We start from the raw sequence: 19,844 nt of genomic DNA, 5'->3' as shown, positions 1-19,844 counted from the left end.
CATTTCACTGCTGCAAAACCGCAGCCTAGGCTTCCAGCGTGGGAGTCCCGCGAAACGCAGGCTGGAAGCCTAGGCTACGTTCAAATTCCGGCGAATCAATCTCAATCCGTACAAGGAGGTACGATGTCTGTGAACGCACTCAAGTCGGACCGCAAGAAGACGACCTATTTTGCGACGGTCCCGCCGCAGGAAATCCTGCCGATCGTCAACGGCCGTTACGAGTCCAGCGTGAAGGGCATCTACGTGATTGGCGATGTCACGGGATTGCCGCTGGTCAAGGTGGCCGCGAACCAGGGTGCCAGCGTCATCGCGAAGATGAGGTTCGACCAAAATTCCGCGTCGGATGATGGTCGACTTGACCTTGTCATCATCGGTGCGGGGCCTGCGGGATTGTCCGCCGCGATGGAAGCACACGAGCGGGGACTCAAGTACGTCGTTCTCGAACGCAACAAAGTTGCCAGTACGGTCCGCAGCTTCCCGCCCGGCAAAAAGGTCTATGCCGAGCCACAGTTCGTGCGCAACGAAAGCAAGCTCGAGTTCGACGAAGATTTGGACAAAGACGAGTTTCTCACTCGCGTCAATCGCTTGGTTGACGAGAAAAAGTTGCACATCAAGGAAGACACGGAAGTTGACCGCGTGCGAAAAGTTGGCGAGCGGCGGTTCGAGGTCGAGACGAAATCGGGCAAATCGTTCCCGACACAGCAAGTGCTGGTCGCAGTGGGCCGACAAGGACAGGCACGGCTTCTTGAGTGCCCCGGTGCCGACAACGCTCAAAAGGTTACCTACCGACTTCACACTCCCGAAGATTACCACGACGCTAACATCATGGTCGTCGGCGGAGGGAACTCGGCGATCGAAGCAGCACTGCTGTTGATGCCACACAATCGCGTCACCCTTTCTTATCGCGGTGACGACCTGTTTCGCGCCAAAGAAGAAAACCGTTTGTTGATTGAACAGGCCGAACGCGACGGTCGACTCAATATCCTCTACCGCAGTAATCTCAAAGCGATTCGTGACGACGAGGTTGACATCGACGTCGATGGGCAAACGCACACGGTGGCAAACGATCATGTGATCGTACAAATTGGAACACTTCCGCCCGTTGATTTCCTGATGGACATGGGGCTGGAACTGGACGGCGTTTGGACCGCCAAGCGACTCGCATTTTCCGTCGTCGGATTGCTCGTCGGCGTTTTCGTCTATTTCTACTCCAAGAACTTTGTCTTTCACCCCGCGGCGGCGGGCGAGGGCAAGCTGTTGCTGCGGGGATTGGAGTCGCTCGCAGGGTCGACCCAACTAGGATTCGCCGCGTTCCTAGTGGGAACCGTTCTGCCGATCGCTTGGCTCTGTCTACTGGCGCTGAAGTTGATCAATGGAAATATGCAAGCGCGTGGGCACTCGGCGTTGTTCAACCTACCGCACTCCACCTTGCTGTTGATCCTGGGGGGGGGGCTGTATGCAGGATCGCTTGTTGCGCCGAGCGTACTGACACTCGATCCATCTGCAGCAGGCGATGGGCCCTATTTCGTGCCAGGCTTTACTTGGCTGTACAACGTTGTCCCGAAATACTTCAGCAATGCGTATGGACTCTATTATCTGATCTACTTTTCCGCGATCGCTGGCTTCGGTTTGTACTGGGCCATCAAGGCAAATCATCGATTGATATGGCGCCGGAACCTAACGATCATCGCGACGCAATGGACACTGTGGTGGGGGATTCCAACCTTTTTAGCCGTATTCATTGGTCGCAACCCGTGGACACCGCTGCTGACGCGATCGCTCAATGCGTGGCCGTTGAACATGGCCGCTTTCAAGGTGGATCCCGCGGTCGGCCCCGGCGATCCCGCTTGGTGGCATACGGTCGCGGTCGTGGGCGTGGTGTGGGCTGCTGTGCTGACCTTCATCGTGATTCCACTGGTAACGATTCGCTGGGGAAAGATTTATTGTTCGTACATTTGCTCGTGCGGCGCGCTCGCGGAAACGGTCGGCAATGGGTTTCGCCATCGCGGGCCGAAGGGCGATACGCCACGCAAAATGGAGCGGATGGGGTTCGTCTTTGTTGCGCTCGCAACGGTGGCAACCATCGCTGATCTGTACGGATTCGAAGGACCGCTAGGCCAATACAACTTGTGGGTTGGAACGGCGTTGGCCGGCGCGGTCGCCATTGGGCTCTATCCGTTCTTAGGACAGCGAGTGTGGTGCCGGATGTGGTGCCCGTTGGCGTTTTGGATGAACTTTTGGGGACGTTGGTCGCAGTTCAAGATCACTCCCGAGAAAGGCAAGTGCATCGACTGCAACGTCTGTAACCAATACTGCCAGATGGGCATCGACATCAAATCGAGTGCGTTGAAAGGCGAACCGATCACTTTGAACGATTCGCCCTGTGTCGGCTGCAATGAATGTATCGTCCGCTGCCCGATGGAGATTTTGCATCTTGGCGACTTGCCTGTTGTTCGTCGCCCCGGCATCCAGTCTGGGAACCCGAGCTAGAAGCCTAGGCTACATTTCGATCAAACAACCTCACTACCGCGACCTACCAATGACACATAGCAAATCTTCTTATTACGGCCCCTTTTTCTGGTTGGCGATCGTCTCGTTTTCCGTACCGATCGTCGTCGCAGCCAAAGCGTTCCACGAGGTGCAATTGACGACCAAGCCCACGCCGCATCCTGATGCATCGGGAGTCGACCACGCGTTGTGGGATTACTTGTTGAAATCGTACGTTGAAAATGGGTTGGTCGACTATGACGGCATGGCCCGGGACCATTTGTTCCGCACCTACTTGCGACAGCTTTCCGAAGCCGAACCGGAAAAGCTAACCACGGCGGCAGACCAATTGGCCTTGTTCTGTAACGCCTACAACGCGTTTGTCATCAACGGCGTGATTACCCATAAAATTCGCGGTTCGGTGATGGACTTTCAAGTCGATGACAACGAATTCTTTGACATCAAGGAACATATTCTGCGTGGCCAAACGATCAGTCTAAATCACCTCGAACACGAACTCATCCGCAAACGTTTCCGCGAACCACGCGTCCACGTCGCTTTGGTGTGCGCCGCGAAAAGTTGCCCAGCGATTCGCGCCGAAGCGTATATCGGCCGCCGGCTTGGTGCTCAGTTGCAAGACCAGAGCATTCAATTCGCAAATAGCTCGCTGTATGTCGACTTTGAACCGTCCGATGCGACGTTGCGGCTCAGCCCGATTTTGAATTGGTATGGAGAGGATTGGGATCACGTGGGAGGATACTTGCCGTGGTTGGCCGAACGAGTGCAGGATGCCGAATTGAAGCAGGCCATCGAGCGAGCAAATCGGGGTGAAACACAGGTTGCCTTCTTCGACTACGACTGGTCGTTGAATTCGCAAGCTCCAACCGCTGTGTCAGCCACGCCAGCAAAAAAAGCCGAATTTGGATCGGGCACGATTCCGAACCAATAGTTGACTTCTGTGAGACAGCTCACGTTCTCAAAAAACGTGGCCGGTTACATTTGAGTTAGGAACCCAAATTTTATGAAAACGACAACCAATGCAACCTAATACGAACCTGGCAAGCGTCGCAGTCGTCATTCCGGCGCTCAACGAGGAACGTTCGTTGCCCTTAGTGCTGGCAGACTTGCCTGCGGTTGGCTACGTGATTGTTGCGGACAACGGCTCGACCGATGCCACCGCCGAAGTTGCACTCGAAGGCGGCGCGATCGTCGTCCACGAGGCCCAGAAGGGATACGGTTCGGCATGCCTTCGTGGACTCGCGGCAATTGCAGCGAAGATCGAGCATGGCGAGGCACCGCCGCAAATCGTTGTTTTCGTGGATGCAGACTTCAGCGACCACGCCGACATGCTGCCTGAATTGATTGCACCGATCCAATCAGGTGAAGCCGACTTTGTTTTAGGATCGCGATTGCTCGGCGAGCGTGAACCGGGGGCGATGCCACCGCAGAGCGTGTATGGCAACAAACTAGCCTGTTTCTTGATGAGAATCTTGTTTGGTGTGCGATACACCGACCTTGGTCCGTTCCGTGCCATCGACTACGCCAAGCTTTGCACGCTGGGAATGGAGGACGAGAATTTCGGATGGACGATTGAAATGCAAATCAAAGCCGCCCGCGCGGGGCTCCGCCATTTAGAGATTCCCGTGCCCTACCGCAATCGCATTGGAACCAGCAAGATCAGTGGGACGCTTAGCGGAAGCTTCAAAGCGGGATACAAGATTCTCTACACGATTGCTCGATACGGAATGCGAAGCCGAAAGACTCAGCCGAGCTCGCTACGGGTGCACCGGCGAGTGGAAGCGTGACAGGCGAATCGATGGGAGTGCTCAGTCGTCAGTCGGGCTCCAAAGCGAGCGTCGGTGCGCTGACAATTCTCGCTGTACTGTCGACGTGCCTGTATGGATCAATATCGCTGCTCAGTTGGCGGTTTGACTTTGGCAGCGTGGCGACGGATCGTCCGATCATCGGCGTGTTATGCCTGTTTGCGGTCGCCTTCGCAGCGTATCTGGTTGCGATCCGAATTGCCTGGCGGGCGCCTGAGAGCCGACCGACGTTGAAGTTGCTGATTGCGACGGCGATCGTGTTTCGTGTCGTGATGTTGTTCTCGCTGCCAATCCAAGAAGTCGACATCTATCGCTACCTTTGGGATGGAACGGTTTCGACGGCTGGCGTGAGTCCATTCCGATTCAGTCCCGAACAAGTCAGCTCAGCCGATCTGGCGACGACGGGGGATGCAAGTTTGGAACGCCTTGTCGCGCTGCGTGATCACCATCCAGCGCTCGCGGAGATTCTCAGACGAGTGCATTTCCCCGATTTGCCGACAATCTATCCGCCGACCAGCCAAGCGGTCTTCGCGGCCGCTAGCCTGACCACCCCTGGGGAGGCATCGTTGCTGACGCGGCTGTTCATTATGAAGGCTTGGTTCATCGGCTTTGATATTGCCACGTTGTTCGTGGTGATTGCGTTGCTTCGTTTGTGCAAGAAGCCGGCGAGTCTTTGCGTGATTTACGCGTGGTGCCCGTTGCTGATGAAAGAAGTGGCCAACAGCGGGCATTTGGATGCCGTGGCCGTGTTCGTGACAACACTTGCCGTCTATTTCGTTGTGCGGTTTCTTCTCTGGCATAGGCTACCAAGCTGCGATGAAGAGAAAACGGCGAATTGGAAGCTTGCCCGACTTATTTACCTGGGACTCATCGGCGTCGTGCTCGCGTTAGCCGTTGGTGCAAAGTTGTATCCAGTGGTTCTTGCCCCGCTGTTCTTATTTGTCATCGCAAAAACATGCGGTTGGCGAATTGTGTTGGTGCCCACGACGGTCTTTGCGGTCTCAACGGTCGTCCTGCTGTCGTCGATGTTTGTTGGAGAGAAGGCAAGTCCCGGAAAACAACTACACAGTGATCCGAGTCGAGGTGTCGTGACGTTTCTGAGACGGTGGGAGATGAACGACTACCTCTTCCTGCTCGTGATCGAGAATCTAAAGCCGACGGCCGGTCGTGGTGCGCATGAAATCGCTTGGTTCACCGTCGTGCCCGAGTCCGGGAGACAGGCGGTCGTGAATTTGGTTTCCTCCCAGTTCGACATCGCTGCGCCGGAGGTTCCGTTCTTCGTTGCACGAGCGCTGACCGCGGCCCTTTTTATCATTGTCGCAATGGTCATCGCTTGGCGGACCGCGTCGGACGACATTTCGCGATTCTGTGAAGGCGTGTTTCTTACGCTTGCATGGTTCTGGTTGCTTTGCCCGACCCAGAATCCGTGGTATTGGACGTGGGCGTTACCCCTGCTGCCATTTGCACGAAGCCGCGTATGGTTAGCCGTTAGCGGGCTCGTTCTTGTTTACTATTTGCGGTTTTGGTTGAGTTACCATTTTGCCGAATCGGCGGTACTTGGAACACCGTATACAGGAGCTGCGTTCTACGACTTCGTCGTAACGTGGATCGAGTTTGCTCCTTGGTTTGTGCTACTAACCGTAGGTTTCGTATCGCGGAAGCAAACGTCGAAATGGCTCGACATGCCGCAGTATGAAGGCCGGACGGTGTGATGTCGTCTTGTCAAGAAATTCGCCAGAGTGTGGGAAAGTCGACTGTCTGGGGGCGCCAGCTACGAAGAAATTGGAAGGAAATGGTGCCAACCACTAAAATGAAACGACGCATAATCAATGCATTACGCTCGTGTGAATGACTACAAGTTCGTTTGCCTAACATGGTTTTGCCGTAAAAGACCTGCGGGCACGCTTGCGTTTGTAATTCACGGGCGCTGGCGTATCATTAGCGGTACGTTATTCGACGTCGCTCGTCGAAGCAAACTCGGCCGCGGCAAAACTTTCCATTGAGGGACGCTAACGTGTTGATCTCCGATGAATGGTACCGAGACGAGGTGTTGTGTCGAGACGAGGTGCCACGATGACGGTGAAACGGATCGTCTTTAACATCGCTGCCGACGACGTCGCTCTCGCTTCACGGTTCTATTGCGATATTCTCGGACTCGACCTTTTGATGGATCACGGCTGGATCCAGACCTTTGGCAGTAACACAGCAACGACTCCGCAATTAAGCGTCGCTTCGGAGGGCGGTTCGGGCACTGCGGTTCCCGACGTTTCTATCGAAGTGGACAACTTCGACGAAGTCTACCGAAAGTGCATCGCCAGCAAGTTCGCGATCGAATACGGTCCCGTGGACGAACCGTGGGGTGTGCGGCGTTTCTATGTACGTGATCCTTTCGATCGCCTCGTCAACGTTATGATTCACCTTTAGCCGTCGTTTTGGGATCTGCGTCCGCTAACATGCGTTTGCCGCGAGGCCGCGGACGCTGACCTTCCTTGGCCATGGGGAATCCGGTGGTACAATGTTTGGCGTGCCACGTTTTCCGCTTCGATCAGAATCGGCGCCGGCAAAAGTTCCCGTTGGGCGATCGAGTGCATGGAGAAGTTTATTCCGTTCGCATTTCTCTTGGTGTTCCCAATCATGTGGTGCGTTGTCTGCCGGTTGCTGTCCCACATTGGTGGTTGGGCACGACTGGCAGAGGTCTATGAGGACGATGCGAGACCGTCCGGTGATGCGCGTTCCATGTGTTCTGGTAAGATTGGCATTGTGAACTACAGTTCCTGTCTGACGATTGGAGTGTCGGATAGTGGTTTGCGTTTGTCGGTGATGCTTCCGTTTCGTGTGGGCCATCCACCGATCCTAATACCATGGTCTGACTTTCATCACGTCGCGGAAAAACGAGTGATGTTCCTCTTTCCGTTTCTCAACGCTTCCATTGGCAACCCAGCGATTACAACGGTATTGCTTCCGCTGTGGGTCGGAGATCACATCGCATCCAGCGCCGCCCAGCACTGAATTGCCGCAACGTTGCTGCGCGATCGTCTTCCATGTTTCGCCGACGCAGGTTGTTGTTGATGAAATGTTTGGGGATTTTGAGTCATTCGCTTCATTGCCGGCGGATCGTTTCTCCAACACGATGACACAAAACGTTTCGTGCAAGTCGTCGGTTGCCTCACTGGTTTGGCAATGGGCTCATTGCATCGGGAATGACTTTGGGGGCGGTAAATGACAAGTGATCGCGGGTTACGCCGCGAACGTCTCGGTTGGTTTGTTGCTCCTTTGGATCTCGCTTGACCTGGGCCGTTCTTTCCTTTGGTTGGCGATCGGGGCCTTTGGTTGGCGATCGGGGCCTTTGGTTGGCGAATGGGGCCTCTGGGTGGCGATCGGAGGCGTTTCGCCCTTCGCCGCTCGTGGCCGGTTGCAGCCCAAGGTTGAATCTTCAACTGAAATCGCAAACAATGCGGTTTCACCTGTCCCAATCCATTTTCAATGAAGTTAACTATCGTGCATTTTTCCCGACTTGTTTTTTGCGTCATCCTTGCATGTGTTGCTGGGATTGCCTTCGATGGGCTTGCCCACGAAGGTCACGATCACCCTTCGTCCACGAAGCATGCTGTCGCAGGGGGCGATCTTGCCACCGCAGCAAACTCATTCGAGGCGAATGGCAAGACGTTTTCCTGGAAGCATCGCGCCGACTTGGGGAAGCAGTCCGACGCAATGATCGCAGCGGCAAAGGGAGGGTTGCACAATAACGCGGATCACGATCGAACTACCAACGAGATCGTGACCGTTGTCGCCAAATATGGACTGGTGACGTTGGATTCCGAATTGAAAGAATGGAAACTCGTCGAGGGACAAGATCCGGTTTTCGCAGGTGGCATGAACGCTCATGGAGCCGACTGTTTCGTGATGGATGGCAAATCGTACTGGGCGTTCGCGTCGACCAACACAGGCGAAATCGTCGTTTCGCAACGCGGCAACGTCGTCGCAAAATTGGGCACCCCCAAGGGCAATGAGTTTGACAATCCAACGGTCAACGCTTATTTCACCGCGGGTGGAAAATTCACACCCTGTGATGTCGTGTATCTGCCTAAGGCAAAACGATTGGTCGTGGTGATCGGCTATGCCCCCGGCGATTATGCGTTGTCAGCAGAGTTTCGCGACGGCCGCTGGCAATGGGGTGGTCCGGCTTGGGGCGGAAAGGAAACGAAAGGTGGCCCGTTCAGTACCGCACACGGGGTTCAAGTTGCGACGGAGGGGGGACAGGAGATTGTGGAAGTCGCCTCTCGTGCTCACGGACGCATTTTTGCATTCACTGCCAACGGGGCACAAATTCAGATGCCTGGGGCAAGCCAAGCGTATTTCGTCGAATTGCCCAACGGCTCGAACCCGTGCAACATCTCGCATCAGGGGGCGAGCATGTTTTTGCCACTGCTCAATCCGTTGTCGATGACCAACGGGTTGGCACCGGTGCTGATGATGGAAGGTGGCAAGCCATCCGGTTCGCTGATACCGGCGACCTACGACGAGCTGGAGTTTATGCACCACATGCACGGATTCTGTCCGGTCGAAAAGGACGGCAAGCTCTACGGGGTTGTGTTGTCGTGGCCCAACGGAGGTGAAAACGCCCGAGGCAAACGTAACGATGGCCAGATCGCAATTTTCGAGGCGGTGGAGCAAGAGGTTTCCGCGCCACCGGTGGATTGAGTTGGATCGCCGTTTGAACGATTGCCGGATCACCAACCCGGACGCCATCACGTTGGTCTTGATGGTTTAGCGGCGCCAGTGGCGGCGTCGCCTTGTTAGCGAAGTTCTTTCGCGAGCTTCGGCATTCGACCGTAGGCGTAGGCAAACAGCTTGATTGGGTGCAGCGTCTTGCGACCTGCGCCATGCTCGATTTGCATCTTGCAGGCGCTACATTCGGTGACGGCGGTTTTCCCGCCTGCCGATCGCATCGCGGAGATCAATGGCCAACCCACCCGCAAACTGTTGCGATAGTTCTTGCGTTGCAAGCCCCACGTTCCGGCCATGCCGGTGCAACCGGCTTCAATCTGTTCGACATCAAACCTAGGAATCAAGCTCATCAACTTGGGGCCTGCGCCATCGGGATCTAGCACACGTAGATGGCAAGGTTGATGGTAAGCAAGGTCGGCTTCCATTGAGTCGAGGTCGAGTGATAAGCGATTTTCCTGGTGCAGATTCCACAAGAATTGGCAGGCTTCGAAGGAGTTTTCGGCAACCAGGTGTGCATCTTGATCATCCATCAAATTTGGGTATTCGTGCTTCAGACAAAGCACGGCTGCGGGTTCGGTGGCGATGATCGTGTAGCCTTGCCGTACCGCTTCGGCGAGCACTCGTAGGTTGTGTCGTGCGACGCGACGAGCTCCTTTGATGTCACCGGCGGAAATCCGTGCCATTCCGCTAGCGACTTGGCCTGGGGGCACATAGAGTCCGATCCCGTTGTGTTGCAGGATTTCGGCGAGCCCACGGCCAATCTCGGGATCGTGATAATTGGCATAGTGGTCGACAAAGTAGGCGACCTTCAAACCGCCGTGGGGATTTAGTTTGGTCCAGCGTCGTTTTGCGGCATAACGCATGAAGGTTTCGCTGGCGATCAGCGGCAGGTCGCGGGCTGCGGACAAGCCGAACAAACGCTCGGCAAGCCAGCGTGAAAAGCGTCCTCGAATCAAAGGATTGGCGAGCCAAGGGAATCGCGATGCGATTGCGGCGATCGTATCGATCCGGCCGAGCAGCAGATCGGAAAGGGGGAGTCCATTGGTGGTAACGTATTGCGCCTTCAATTCACCCACGATTTTGGGAATGTCGACCCCCGCAGGGCATTCGACTCGGCATTGGTGGCAATTGAAACACAGGTCTGCAACCTCCTTGGCACGATCGTCGGCTAGGTTTTCGACTTTCAATTGGCCACTCAGCACGCCGCGCAGCAAGTTGGCTTTGGCTCGCGGCGACGCCTCCTCGCTATGCGTTGCTCGGAACATTGGGCATTGGCGTTCGACCGCAGAATTCGTTCGGCACCGCCCGCAACCATTGCATTGGCGGGTGACTTGGTCCACGGAGGCACCGGGCGGCCAATTTTGAAAGACTTCTAATTGGGCAAGCGGTTTGCGGGCTGGATCGGATTCATTGGCGAGCGATTGTTCGGCTTCGATTAAGGTTCGATTGCCTCGGCTGACTTCGATGGTCTTATCAAATGGTCGCAAATTCTCGTTCGGTTTCTGCAGCACGGCTCCAAACAGCTTGCCGGGGTTGAGGCGATGGCAGGAATCAAAAAGCCGTTTGATCTGCCCCATCGCTTGCCACAGTTGGCCGTACTGGCGCGGCAACAGATGCGAGCGGCTGAAACCGGCCGCATGTTCAACGCTGACTTCGCCGCCATGCTTCCAAACCACTTCGGCAATCTGGTTGGAAAGGTCGTTTAGCTTGTCTCGGTCGACTTGTTTGGCAAGGTTTAGGAAAGGACGAACGTGGAGATGCCCATGGCCGGCGTGGGCGAACACGGTTGCGGTAGCGTGATTTCGCTTCAACGTGTCTTGGATGTCCAACAGGGCGGCAGGCAAGCGGTCCGCCGGAACCGCAATGTCTTCGGTGAAGGGTTGCGGGGCATCGCTTCCTTTAAAGCGATACAAGCGGGGCACGACCCGTCGCGAGAGCGTCCAGTACAGATCGCGTTCGGAGTCCCGGACCGTGTCAACGGCGGCGAAGGCTGCATCGGGACCTTTGGCGCACTCTTGTCGGATGATGGCCAAGCGGTCGTAAAGATCGCCCAGCGATTCGCCTTGGATCTCTACCAACAGCATCGCTTCGGCTTCACGTGGCAGCAGGTCGGCAAATCGTGGATCCGTTTCGCGAGCGATTTGCAACAATCGGCGGTCCATTAAATCGCAGGCGACCAGACCATGTTCGAGTGCGCGACGGGCACATCGCACCGCTGAATCGAGGCGACGATAAAACAGCAAAGCGACGCCGCGGTGGGTGGGAATGGCTTCGGTACGTAGTACCGCATCGACGATGATCCCCAGCGTGCCTTGGGTTCCGACCATGAACTTAGCGAGATCCACGCGGCCCTCGGAGTCAATCACCCCGTCAAAGCGATAGCCGCCACGCGAGTTCGGCGCGGACTTGCGGGCCGCGATCAGTGTCCGAAACTGACTTTCAATTTCGACGATGCCGCGGGCCAAACGCCCTTGGGGCGTTTGCTCGTCAGGGTGATGCTTGGAAAACGTTAATAATTTCCCGTCCACCGTCACGACTCGCATCGACTCGATCGTATCGCGAGCCGAGCCACTGCGCAGGTAATGGCTGCCCGAAGCATTGGTCGACAACACACTTCCCATCGTCGTGATGCTACGAGTTGCCGGGTCGGGACCGTAGGTGCGACCATAGGGGGCGAGTGCGGCGTTGACTTCCGCTAACACAGCACCGCATTGCACATTGACGGTAGCGCCGTTGCGATCAATTGTGACCCGCCGCATGAATCGCGAAAAGTCGAGCACCAACCCGCTGCCGAGCGACTCGCCTGAGACACCACTCGCACTGCCGCGAGGGTGAATCGACAAGTCATGTTCGGCGCCGTATTGCACCGTGGCAATGACATCGGCTGCGGTTCGAGGCCGGACGACGCCCAGGGGGAGCATTTGATAGATGCTCGCATCGGTCGCGTACAATTGACACGAGATGTCATCGCACAAGACTTCGCCTCGCACGACGCCGCGCAGATCATCTTGAATTCGTTGACGTTCGCTATCCATGCGACCTATTTCGATTGCGATAAAGCATGTTCGTAAAGTTCGCTGCTAATTGCATCCCAAGGCTCTTGTCCTTACACGAGCCGAATCTCCCCTCGCTCCGATTGGCAAGCGGTTCCTCTCGCGTGCGAGAAAAATTGCCCTCGGTGGCTGGGCGAAGTTAGCGTTCGGTGACGTTGACGTAATCACGATTACGTCACTACGCTTCTCGATTGATCAACCCTAACACCTCGGCTCTCGATTTGGGGTCGTCACGGAACGCCCCACGCATCGCGCTGGTTAAACACAAACTGCCAGGTTTGCGGACGCCTCGCATCGTCATGCAACTATGAGTCGCTTCGCAAACCACTGCGACGCCATTGGCGGACAAGCGGTCTTCGACCAAATCCGCAATCGTTTGCGTCATTCGTTCTTGGACCTGGGGGCGACGGGCGACCTCTTCGACAACTCGAGCCAGTTTGCTCAGTCCCACCACCTTACCGCTGGGGAGATAGGCGATATGGGCTCGACCGGTGAACGGCAACAGGTGGTGTTCACACATGCTGCAGAAGCTGATATCGCGAACCAGGACGATTTCATCGTAATTTTCGGTGAACACTTTTGCCAAGTGACGGCCAGGATCCGATTTCAACCCAGCAAACATTTCCGCGTACATCCGTGCGACACGGGCGGGGGTTTCCAGCAATCCTTCGCGATCGGGATCTTCACCGACCGCGTCCAAAATGATCCGCACCGCCCCTTCGATCCGTTTCAGATCGACGTGATCGCGGCTGGGAGCGTTTCGATCGACAAAAAGTGCGGGCTCAACGCTATCGCTATCGCTATCGCTATCGCTATCGCTGACGCCGCCACACGGCGCACCATTGTCGCTCTGGAGGAACGGTACGGTACAGGATGGTTCTTTGAAGGAACGAGGATCCACGTGATGCATTTCCCAGAAAGGCTAAATGAGGGGGGCGGCGAGATTCTTCACTCGCCTATAAAGCATAGCGTAGCAGAGTGTCAGGGCGGCGCTGAGGACGCCAAGCTTGAAGCGGAGAGTGATTTTTTGGGGGGCGAGCCGAATGACGCTCCGCTTGAGCACGAAGAGGGAAGCTTCTTTGGGTTTGCGTCCACACTAAAGCTCACTTAAGCACCTAGGCAGGCATGATGCGGCGTCATCGATCGAAACCGACGGGCATTGGCCGCGGGGCTGCTAAAAAGTGGGGAATGGCACGGTAAGTGGATCTTTCGTTTCAGTTTGTTTTGGTTCCGCCTCCCTCGGCAAAATGCGTTTCATGACAACGGGTTGCGTGAACGCGGTACAAAACAGGGGGGCATTTCTCATCACCCGCCGCGTGGCAATTGCTTTTGCAGTTCCTTGCGGAACGCGTCTCGGACTTGGTACAGCAGCAGGGTGGGGCCAATGGCGTCGCGGCGAATGATGTGCGACATCGGCAACGTCTCTTTCACGCGGCTGACTTCGATCGTGGTGGTGGTGGCCATCCGCTCGATACCAAACGTGTCACATAGAATGGCGTGAAAATCGACGAGTTGTTGTTTGGCAGCTTGTTGTCCGACGTCGCGAGTGTTCGCACCGCCGGCCCACACGGCGGCCATCGCGGCCATTCCGAATGCGGCAAACAATTCGGGGATCGAAGCCGAGGCAATCACCGTGGTGCCGAAATCAACGGGAATCATCAACACGCCGCCGAAGGCCGCCAGGATGGTTGCCAACGGCGTCAGTCCGGCCACCAATTTTTTGCGCACCGGAACTTCGCTCCACATTTGACGCACTGCTTCATCCAACCGTCGTGGATCGAGCTGAGTGAAATCATCCCGTTCGAATCTCAGGATCGCCGCCTCGGATGCTTCGGTCAGCCGCGACATACTGGGGTCCACTTCTGCGGCGAACCAATGTGGCAGCGCTGAGGCACCGCCATGTCGATCGATCGCTGCGTTCAGCCGTTCGGGGGTCATCAGACTTCCGTACTCGCCGCGGCGAAATTTGTCTTTGATCTCGCTGGCGGTTTGCTCGGCCATCGCCGTCGGGGTAAAGCGACGTACCATTTCTCCGGCACCATCGACAAAACGGCGCAGTTTCGCGTTCATCCGCACGCCCCAGCGTGCATACCACGGTGCGGTCACCGCAAAGGACTCCGAGAGTTGGTGGATAATGCGTTTGGATTGATGAAGTCGGAGCTCCACCAACTCGCCACCGACTTGACGATGGGCGAAGAATTCCAGCGCCGCTTGCATCAAGCAATCCTGTGCCTTGCGGGTCGCTTGGAGCGAGTGTTCCGCATCATGATCGATCAAACTGAGGCCGCGATTCCAGATCGTGCCGCGTAGTGTCGACTGCAACGCGACCCGAAATTTTTCAAACAACTTGGCTCGGTCGAGTCGTGCTGGTAACGCGGAAAGCAAACGGTCGTCGCGGATCGCCGCGGGAGGGTTATCGTCGGGGTTCTCCGAAACGGAAAAGAAAACGGGAAACAAGTCCTCGTCGTCTTTGGACGTGAGGCCATCCTCCGTCGAGATAGGGATATACGGCCGGCTGGCGGGAACATCAAAGTCGTACGCCGCGTAAACCGTTTCAATGCCATGCGTTTTTGCCAGCGGTGAAAAGGTTTCAAAAACTTGGTCGGGGGTTTGGCGTGGACGCACTTTGTTGACCGCCAACATCCGCGGCACCCCAGGCATCAAGTCGGCTGCGATGCGCAACAGATCGCCGAGGGTTGCGTCACGCGAGGATTCCGCGGAGGAGACGACTAGAAATGCGGAACAGATCGTTGCAGCACGCCCCAGCAGATCGCGGCGAATGTCGGGTGACCCAAGTCCAAACGCTTCATCCGAAACGATGTCAGGACAGTCGAGTAGCCCCACTCCCGCTTTGTCGAGTCCGGGGTCGGTCGCGACAAGCGGAATCGCAAGCGTGCTGACGTCGCCTCCGCGGTTATTGTATTGCTGATGTGCCGTGTCAGGATCCTCGGCAAGCATCTCGGGAGGGCGTCCGATCGCGTCGCCAATTCGGCTCATCAGCAAACTGAACAGCTCCGAGTCTTGCTGCCATTGTTGAGGCAGCCATAACACAAATCGGTGCGTCCCTTGGACGTTGCTGGGCCCACGCAGCGTTCGCGCCCGACCCGCTTCGCTCAGGTAGGTAGCCACCAAACTGGTCTTGCCACTATTGAGCATGCCGGCGATCGCGATGACGGGCCAATTGACCAGCTGAGATGCGGAATGGACTTGCCGTCCCGCCGCCAGAATTTCGCTTGCCAACGCGGCATCCAAGCGTCGAACCGCCGCCAAGTAGCTTTCCCGCGCTTCGCTGGGATAGATCAGCTGAACCGTCGCGCGGCGATCGTCGTCTTCTAAAAGCGACAACAAACCGGGCCAATCGATTGAGCCATCCTCGATATTTCGGTGTTTACCAAACATGTCGTGTCGCCGTCTGCCTACCCCGAAAATTCGCGTGTGTGGTGTTTCGTTGTTTCGTCCGAAAGATCGCTGTCGCTCGGGGCCTGAGATTCCGTGCCCTGGAGTTCCTGGCGTCGCTCAAGATAATGTTTCCACCAGTGAATCGAGTCGACGTGAGCCCATCGTCCGTGATCTTCACAAGCACGGAGTGTATCAGCGAGTTGGTCCATCGAAAGAGGGCGTTGATTTGCGTCTTTTTGCAAACACGACATCAACACATTCTGTAGGTCCTCGGCGAATGGGACGCCCACTCGATCCGCTGGGCGAAGTGGGGTTTCGTTTAATTGTTTTAAACAAATGTCAACCGCGCCGCCCCGTTCAAACAAGGGGACTCCCGTCAACAACGCATACCCGACCGCTCCGACGGCGTACACGTCACTGCGTTCATCGGCCGTTGAGGCGTCTCGCACCGCTTCGGGAGACATGTACATCGGCGTTCCGGTGATTGAATCGACTTGGGTTAATTCCACCGAATCATGCACGATTTCTTTGACGAGCCCAAAATCGAGCACTTTAATCATATCACCCACGCCTGATACTTCAGCGAGAATGATGTTGGCTGGCTTGATGTCACGATGCACGATGCCGCGATCGTGTGCTTCGGAAAGGGATCCACACATTTGAATCAAGATCGAGATCACGCGGCCTGCGTTTTGGCGTCCCTCTTGATCGATCAATTGTTGCAGCGTGATTCCGTCGATGTATTCCATCACATAGAAGAACGTTCCATCGTTGCTGCGGCCGTAATCAAAAATAGCGATCGTGTTGGGATGGCGAAGTTGAGCGGTCAACCTCACCTCGCGAGCAAACCGAGATGCCGTCGTCGATGTTAACTCCTCTTTCTCGAGGACCTTGATCGCGACATTGCGTTTGAGCATCGCGTGGGACCCAAGGTAGACCGCCCCCATCGCCCCTTCGCCGAGCAGTCGTCCGAGTTGGTATTGACCGAGTTGTCGGACGGGAAGGGGGTGCCCCGGGGACTGAGACAGTCGGGGACCTAGCCATTGCAGACCGACTAAGCTTGCAACCGCCGCTGCCATCAAGATCGCCAATGCCCAATGAATCATGGAAAGTATACCAAGGGGCGCATAAGCGTCCGCGACGCTCATTTCCACTCCGATTCCCACGCCATATTCAGGCAACCAACGCCACGCACCGATCACGTCGACACCCCAATGGTTACGGTAACCATCGACGTTTTCTCCCATTCCACCACGGGTCAACTGGTCCGCAAGCAGCGTGAAGGGCCTCGGTGGCTCACCGTGATTCTCAGTGCCATCCCCCGCGACGGGGTTTTGAATCTTCAAATTCAGAATGCTTGGCGCGGAGGCTTCGCCGTCGCTCGCTCCCGAGCGTTTCCGCACGGGGAGGTTCGCTGAATCGGTCAACATCACCCCTCGGCGATCGATGGCGAACGATTCCGCAACGTTGTTCGCGGAGGCTGCTGAGAAAAGGGAGCTGAATTCGTCATGGGGATCGATCAGATAAATAAAACACCCCAGCGTTTTTGCACCTTGGGTGATCGGTGTCATCGCGGCGATCACGGGCGGGGTGGGGAGCGACATCGGGCCCGTTTTGGACAGTGCTATCGGGGCGCGAAAGGGACGCGTGATCGTGGTTTGTCGAGAAATCGTTTTGTCCAACGCATCGCTGGGAATCCGAAGCGTTTCGGCAAGTAACGACTCTAAATTCGTACACCACACACGTCCATCGACATCGATCAATGCCCAACCCAGCACATCGTCGGGAAGCGAATCCTCCGCTAGCAGTTTCGTGAACGCCGCAGGGTTTGAGCCCGACTCGAGAGGCTCGGGTGAAAGGGGTTGATGTCTGTGCTGGCTCGCTAGAATCCGTTCGGCGATCGATTGCCGTTTCGGGTTTGCCATCGCGCCAACGACATCGGATTCGCGTTGCTGATTCCAGCGTTCAAAGGCCGCCACGTTTGCGTTCAAGATCCAACGCAACGATTGCCGGGCCATCTCGTGGACCGAAGTGCGAACCGCAAAGTTCAGCGGCACCCAGAGCATCGCGACGATGGCTAGCAGCGTGAGCCCATAAAGGCCCCCGCGGCGCGTCATGCGGACGCTGGCTCCCCGCATGATCCATTGCGATTTAGTAAGGGGTTCAGACAACAAAGGATCACGTTCCACAGCGGATGGTAGGTTGGCGTGAGCCTATTGTAGCGAAAACATTGGTCGGATTTTAGTCGAGGGATGGATGCGAAAGGGGCTGCGGGGGGCGTGTGCGTTTCGTCGGAGCGGATGACTTCATGGTTTTCCATACCCGATCCGAAGCCGAAACGTCCGCAGGCGTCGCCATTTCACCGCCGTAAACGATCCGGTTGTACGCGTTGACGACGTCAAGTGCCGGAGTCGCTAGTTGTGGGATGGTTCCCGCTATCCGCTTCAAGAATTCACTTGGCGTCTCGTCCTTGAGGCGATGCGCCCCCCGCTCACGTGTCCAGGCTTCAAACGCCTGGAACGTCACAATCACGATTTGTCGTGGATCCTGTTCGACGCCGATGGGGTTGCGAAAGGCAGCGAACGGCTTGGTGGGATGGTGAGTCGCTCGATCGGGCGTCTCGTTTGCCGGGTTTTCCGAGCCTGTGGATCTACCCAACCCAAGCCCACGCAACCAAGCTCGAATCGCATCGAGATGAAGGTAGAGGTAGAATGCGACTAGGCTTGCTAACGCTAACGCAATGATCCAACGCAACAATGTGCCAAGCGTGTTTAGTAGCGCCGGCATCGACGAAGGTGGGCGGGCGGATGGCGGCTCGGGCTCCGATGGCGGCTCGCTTGCCGCCGACTGGGTTGAGTCTGACTGGGTTGAGTCTGACTGGGGGCGATCCGTTTGAGTCTCGTTGGATTTTGATTCGCCGGGTTGTTGGCTTTCGCCCTTGGAATCGTTGCTTTGGGCGGGCGGTTGCTGCGGTTTGCCATCCTGTGATTCGGAGGACTTTCCCGACTCGGTCGGGGATTCTTTTTTGCGATCACTCGATGGATCGGTGGAAGAGGATTTTTGACCACCGTCCTGTTTTCCGGGCGGCCCCGATTCACTTTTGCCCTCCGCCGCGGGTCCTGGGGGAGCCCCCTCTTTGCTGGTGGTTTCTTGCGTTGGTTTAGCGGCGGCGTTTGGATCCTGGCTGGTAACCGCGGCGTCCTCTTTCTTTTTTTCCGCCGCTTCGTTGCCCTGCCCGTACTGGCTGGCGGTGAGGTCCTTTGAAGGTTCCATGAATTCCGGCAGCCGGATTGATGCAAGCGTCTGGCCGGGAAGGGGGGCCAAGTAGGCGATCGCAAGCACGAGAGCGATGACGACCAAGCCGCCCAGGATCCATCCCGCAGAAACGTTATTGGGCATGTCGACACCGCGTTGCCGCAGGTATCGTCGGAGTCCGAGAAAGCTGGTCGTCACCAACAGCGAAAAACTCGAGAATAGATAGACCGCCAGTAACCAAACCGCACGATTTGCTGCGCCCGCATCGGTACGCAGAAAGAGCTGGCCGATTCCAAACATCGGCAACGCAGCAAGCGCCAGATACAGGACCGTTCGGCCCGGTGGATGCGAGCCTCGTTTGTGGGGAGAGACTCGTGTTTTGTGATGCGGAATCTCACCCTCAGGGCTCGATTGGGATGCCTGCGGTCGCGGTGGGACTTGCAGTTGTTTGCGAACAAAATGGCCGCCAGCGTCCAGTAGCCCTTGTCCGCTCGCATCCACGGATTCGTCAATCAGGGTGCAGTCGTGGACGATGCGGTCGGAAAGAAACGCGATCAACGCCAACATAAAGAGGCTGAAAAACGGTGCGCCGACGAATCGCATCATCGCCAAAAAAGTCACCGCGGCCAGGGCGCATAGATAGCCCATCGCATAACCGCGATCTCGCTGGATGGCAATTCTCGCTACGCTGACCACTCCCATCGTGTACATGAACAGGGTCCACGAAACTCGCTCGGAGTAACCGCCGTGATACAGAACCAACATCAAGTAGTTCGCGAGGCTGTTGATCATCAAGAAGATCAGCAGCGGTGCGACAGCAATGGCTGCGTAGTCCGCCAGAGTTTTAGTTGAGGTCGTCGTTGCCATCGCTTCGCTGTCGTGTGGTCATTCGTGCGGTCATTCAATGCCACAGCCAAACTCGCCAAAACGCTCGCAACGCTTTCCTGCAAAACCTGACGACCGCGGCCACCACTAGATTAGACACTTATTCTCGCGGCAATGTTTTAGGGCACACGCCCTTTGGCAGCGGGGAGCAGGTCATTTGATTCGGCGGTTCAGTCGCTGTGAACACCACAACGCCAAATCCATGGTGCCCCGT

The 19,844-nt window shown here is 56.4% G+C and carries 12 protein-coding genes; 7 read left to right on the top strand and 5 right to left on the bottom strand.

The genetic code is table 11. From position 1 onward, the window contains the following. The first annotated feature begins 123 nt into the window (after positions 1-123). The 7 genes from Pla52o_RS10295 (at position 124) to Pla52o_RS10265 (ending at position 9,011) form a co-directional block, all read left to right on the top strand. Positions 124-2,490, top strand: coding sequence for an NAD(P)-binding domain-containing protein (locus Pla52o_RS10295; RefSeq protein WP_197169145.1), 2,367 nt, complete (start codon positions 124-126; stop codon positions 2,488-2,490). Between the two features lie 49 nt (positions 2,491-2,539). Beyond that, positions 2,540-3,436 carry a DUF547 domain-containing protein gene (locus Pla52o_RS10290; RefSeq protein ID WP_197169144.1) on the top strand — a complete coding sequence of 299 codons (897 nt, stop codon included), beginning with the start codon at positions 2,540-2,542 and terminating at the stop codon, positions 3,434-3,436. Between the two features lie 88 nt (positions 3,437-3,524). Next, on the top strand, positions 3,525-4,292 hold the full coding sequence (locus Pla52o_RS10285; protein ID WP_146594500.1) for a glycosyltransferase family 2 protein: 768 nt from the start codon (positions 3,525-3,527) through the stop codon (positions 4,290-4,292). Beyond that, positions 4,289-6,022, top strand: coding sequence for a hypothetical protein (locus Pla52o_RS10280; RefSeq protein ID WP_231612233.1), 1,734 nt, complete (start codon positions 4,289-4,291; stop codon positions 6,020-6,022). The genes Pla52o_RS10285 and Pla52o_RS10280 overlap by 4 nt, the downstream gene beginning before the upstream one ends. 361 nt (positions 6,023-6,383) lie before the next feature. Further along, entirely contained in the window at positions 6,384-6,734 is a 351-nt protein-coding gene (locus Pla52o_RS10275) for a VOC family protein (protein ID WP_146594499.1), read from the top strand. A gap of 336 nt (positions 6,735-7,070) precedes the next feature. Continuing rightward, complete coding sequence (locus tag Pla52o_RS10270) at positions 7,071-7,319, top strand: hypothetical protein (protein ID WP_146594498.1); 249 nt, start codon at positions 7,071-7,073, stop codon at positions 7,317-7,319. 474 nt (positions 7,320-7,793) lie between these two features. After that, positions 7,794-9,011 carry a hypothetical protein gene (locus Pla52o_RS10265; protein ID WP_146594497.1) on the top strand — a complete coding sequence of 406 codons (1,218 nt, stop codon included), beginning with the start codon at positions 7,794-7,796 and terminating at the stop codon, positions 9,009-9,011. A 95-nt stretch (positions 9,012-9,106) separates the two neighbouring features. On the opposite strand, the gene Pla52o_RS10260 is transcribed toward Pla52o_RS10265, so the two are convergent. From Pla52o_RS10260 to Pla52o_RS10240, 5 genes are all read right to left on the bottom strand, one after another. Beyond that, positions 9,107-12,073: an anaerobic glycerol-3-phosphate dehydrogenase subunit C gene (locus Pla52o_RS10260; RefSeq protein WP_146594496.1), complete on the bottom strand. Its 2,967-nt coding sequence runs from the start codon at positions 12,071-12,073 to the stop codon at positions 9,107-9,109. A gap of 196 nt (positions 12,074-12,269) precedes the next feature. After that, positions 12,270-13,001, bottom strand: a complete 732-nt coding sequence (gene folE / locus Pla52o_RS10255) for a GTP cyclohydrolase I FolE (protein WP_146594495.1) — start codon at positions 12,999-13,001, stop codon at positions 12,270-12,272. A gap of 395 nt (positions 13,002-13,396) precedes the next feature. Continuing rightward, positions 13,397-15,490, bottom strand: a complete 2,094-nt coding sequence (locus Pla52o_RS10250) for a hypothetical protein (RefSeq protein WP_146594494.1) — start codon at positions 15,488-15,490, stop codon at positions 13,397-13,399. A 17-nt stretch (positions 15,491-15,507) separates the two neighbouring features. Beyond that, positions 15,508-17,661: a serine/threonine-protein kinase gene (locus Pla52o_RS10245; protein WP_146594493.1), complete on the bottom strand. Its 2,154-nt coding sequence runs from the start codon at positions 17,659-17,661 to the stop codon at positions 15,508-15,510. Positions 17,662-17,731: 70 nt separating this feature from the next. Continuing rightward, positions 17,732-19,612, bottom strand: a complete 1,881-nt coding sequence (locus tag Pla52o_RS10240; protein WP_146594492.1) for a DUF4129 domain-containing protein — start codon at positions 19,610-19,612, stop codon at positions 17,732-17,734. Positions 19,613-19,844: the final 232 nt, after the last annotated feature.

This window comes from Novipirellula galeiformis (assembly GCF_007860095.1).
Taxonomy (GTDB): domain Bacteria; phylum Planctomycetota; class Planctomycetia; order Pirellulales; family Pirellulaceae; genus Novipirellula; species Novipirellula galeiformis.
This window is presented reverse-complemented; position numbering and strand designations above follow the sequence as displayed.